This window comes from Psychrobacter sp. AOP31-B2-9 (genome assembly GCF_052378005.1).
GTDB lineage: Bacteria > Pseudomonadota > Gammaproteobacteria > Pseudomonadales > Moraxellaceae > Psychrobacter.
On record NZ_JBQSXG010000210.1, the window covers coordinates 1 to 3,624 of the forward strand.

3 protein-coding genes are annotated in these 3,624 nt (G+C 42.8%); all 3 read left to right on the plus strand.

The window, feature by feature from the left end; genetic code table 11:
* The first annotated feature begins 846 nt into the window (after window positions 1–846).
* The 3 genes from ACT3SX_RS14370 (at window position 847) to ACT3SX_RS14380 (ending at window position 3,429) form a co-directional block, all read left to right on the plus strand.
* Window positions 847–1,974, plus strand: coding sequence for a polyprenyl synthetase family protein (locus ACT3SX_RS14370; RefSeq protein WP_192520416.1), 1,128 nt, complete (start codon window positions 847–849; stop codon window positions 1,972–1,974).
* A 52-nt stretch (window positions 1,975–2,026) separates the two neighbouring features.
* Complete coding sequence (locus tag ACT3SX_RS14375) at window positions 2,027–2,527, plus strand: diacylglycerol kinase (protein ID WP_225739295.1); 501 nt, start codon at window positions 2,027–2,029, stop codon at window positions 2,525–2,527.
* A gap of 74 nt (window positions 2,528–2,601) precedes the next feature.
* Window positions 2,602–3,429: a DUF72 domain-containing protein gene (locus tag ACT3SX_RS14380; protein WP_192520417.1), complete on the plus strand. Its 828-nt coding sequence runs from the start codon at window positions 2,602–2,604 to the stop codon at window positions 3,427–3,429.
* Window positions 3,430–3,624: the final 195 nt, after the last annotated feature.

The following is a 3,624-nucleotide window of genomic DNA, read 5'->3' on the forward strand; positions in this document are numbered from 1 at the left end:
CTGTAAAAAATAGCCGGTTATTGTTAGTAAGGTAAGTAATAGCACCGATTGATCTGCACACCCATCATGACAACTGAAAACAACCTTTTCATGACAAACAACTTGGCAAATTAACCCGTGAATATGTCTTTATTTTCTCGCGCTTCTCGTTAGGTACTCATTGCTATGTGCACATTATTTTTTTAGCACTAATGAATACGGCGCTTTATTTATACAATGTCATTCAAGATACTGGTATAGTCAAATCCATATAAATCCGCTACATCGTCACCCTCGCTGACCATACTAATGTATAGCTTGCACTCGGTTTCCTTGTATCGAAATTATTTGAACTCAACTATATCTGATACTAAAATGCCGATTGAGGTTTAATCTTGTATGAGATATTCGCTCAGATTCCGCTATACAATAGCGACTAAACTCAATGCTCTAATCATCAGACCATTTCTACGTCAATTAGTGTAGGGGATTATGCCCCTGACTGTCACAAGCTAATACCATACTCGCAAGTCACGCTTAAATCTATAATTGCTCTTTACCTAACCAATAATGCGCGCTAAGTGACTATCTGTATACTGAAATTATATTTTAGACATACTTTTTAAGTATTTATTTGATAAATATTTCAATCAGTTGAACTTGTTTTTGACTACTTCATTATAAAAACATATTCCGCCACTGAGTTAAGTCGCCTATACGTAACGATGACTTATCAGATTATGTCGTGCGTTTTTTGATATTAAAGCGTAAAAAATACGTGATTGAACAGCCGTGCCACACAAGCAAGATAATCGATCATGCTACACTAACGATATTTTAATTATTCACCTAATAAATGGTTGGATTATGACTGTTTCTTCTACGCCAAGCCCTACCCCTTTGCGCTTTATATCGTTTGAAAACAACGAACAATTTCATGGCACTGTACGCGAACAATTAGCACAAGATATTGAAGTGTTATTTGTTTATGCTGAGCTGCCACATCCGCTGATCGATGCCTGCCGTTATGTGATGACGGGTAAAGGTAAATTGGTACGCCCGTTATTGGTCGCCAGTGCCTTTTCTAGTGTCACAGCGAATAATGACAACGTTTTTAAAAGTGAAAGTATTGAGCAAAAAGACCTGACGCAAAGTGACAGGTTAGACTCTCTTTTAGAAAACGATTCAGATTATGATATGGCGCGCCGTGCAGCACTAGCGGTAGAGCTGCTACATACTTATTCGTTGGTACATGATGATTTGCCCTGTATGGATGATGATGAACTGCGCCGTGGTCAGCCGACTGCTCATATTGTCTTTGATGAAGCGACGGCACTACTCGCAGGTGATGTGCTGCAAACGCTCGCCTTTGAAGTATTGACCGCAGAGCTACCTACCTTTGCGCCATTCGATGCCGATATCGCAAGCCAGCTGCTCGCGATATTTGCACCGCGTGCCAGACGTATGGTCGCAGGTCAAATGCTGGATCTCAATGCCGAAGCCAGTAACAGCATCACACAAACTGACCTAGAAGCCATCCACCGTGACAAGACAGGCGCGTTGATCGAAGCGGCCATGCTCATGGGCGGTGTCTGTGCTGGTGCGACGGCTCCTCAGCGCATGGCATTACAAGAATGTGCTCAACACATCGGTCTGGCGTTTCAAGTACAGGATGATATTTTAGATGTGACCACCAGCACGGATGCGCTGGGTAAACCTGCTGGCAGCGATGAAAAACTGGACAAATCTACCTATGTGAAATTTATGGGCGTTGATAAGGCAACCGACTATGCGCAGTCACTGTTTAATGATGGTCGCGCAGCCATTATTCGCGAACTAAGTAATCGTGAGCTCAGTAGAGATAAGCTAAACAATCAAGAGTTGCGCAACTTTGAGCCTAGTTACTCTCAGCTTGGCAACTCTCAACTTAGTAACCACAAAAATAATAATGCACTTTTAGCATTGATTGAGTGGCTATGGAATAGACAAAAGTAAGGTTGTGCGTGTTAGACTACTTGCTACTTTACAACCATGATGCAGAGTCTACATGAGCGACAAAATGCCTAACGCTGATAAAAACCTTAACGCTCCCTCGCACCCACAGCAGCACAATCATCATGATCATGCTGCTCATACGCCAGATAAGGGAATAGAAACTGCCGAAAACTTCGCCGAAAATGCAAAAGGCAAAGCAGGCTTCGGGCGTATTGTGAAAGCAGCAGGCTACTCGGCCGATGGTTTTATGGCGGCCTACAAAAACGAAGCCGCGTTTCGACAAGCATTTTGGCTGAATTTATTTTTACTTATCGCGCTTGCCTTTATCCCTTTGAGTATCACTATGAAAATGATACTGCTAATGGCTTCGTTTTTGTCCATCATCGTTGAGCTGTTTAATACAGGCATCGAGGCGAGTATCGATCACACATCAACGAAACAACATCCACTGGCCAAGATAGGTAAAGATGTTGGTTCTGCGGCGCAGTTTTTGGCATTGACGCTATTGTTTATATTGTGGGTGATGGCGCTATGGTCTTTATACTCAGTATGATAGAAAACACCCAGTATGATAAAGAAACCAAGGTGTGTCTGCAGCTGCCCACGTATCACATAGAGTTTTGACCAATGACCTCTTCATCGAACTTGACGCCTACGATTTATCTTGGCACTGGTGGCTATAGCGATACCGATTTGCTCGGTACGCTGTACCCCACTGGCACCAAAAAAACCGATTTTTTACGTGAGTATGCCAAGCAATACGGGGCGGTCGAGATCAACAGCAGCTTTTACGCACCTATTGGACAAAAAGCCTTTGCAGGTATGCTCGATAAAGCTTATGTACAGGTCGATAGCGAGTTGAAATTCGCCGTCAAACTGCATCAAGATTTTACTCATGCGCGTAAAGGAACAAGCGATCACGCACAGGCATTTCTAAACGCCTTATCTCCACTTATCGAAGCAAATGCTTTAGCGCCATTATTACTCCAGTTTCCACATGGCTTTGACCGTACCCGTGAGCATCGTCTGTATCTGGCCAATCTGGTCAGTTGGTTTCAAGATTATCCATTAGCAATCGAATTCCGTCATAACGCTTGGCACACGCCACAAGTGGTCGACAGCTTCATACAGCAAGGTCTGATTTGGTGTAGCGTTGATTATCCCAAGGTTAGCGGATTACCACCGTCACGATTGATATTTACCGAGCGTACTGGCTATCTGCGTATGCATGGTAATAATACAGGCTGGTGGGATGCCATGAGCGCAGCAGACCGCCATGATTATCGTTATAGTGAGGCGGAGATGCAGGACTGGGCGCAAGCGATTGCCAATCAGCGTCAGCATTTTGATACGCTCTATATATTTTTTCAAAACACCACCAAAGCGCATGCTTATTATAATATTGCGATGCTGCGAGAAGCGTTGAGTCAGTTTGGGTTTGAGGTGTTGTCATAGATATAATTAAAAATTAAGCTACTTATATAAAGGCCATAAAAATCCTGAATTTAAAATATAAGGAAATAGAGTGTACGCAATAATAACTGAAAATGATGAATCTGCTTGGGCTGATGAAACTGGTATCCTTTACCACTTTCCTAAAAGATATTTAAAATATCTGGTGGTGTTCTAAAAAGTATGCTGGCATCAGAC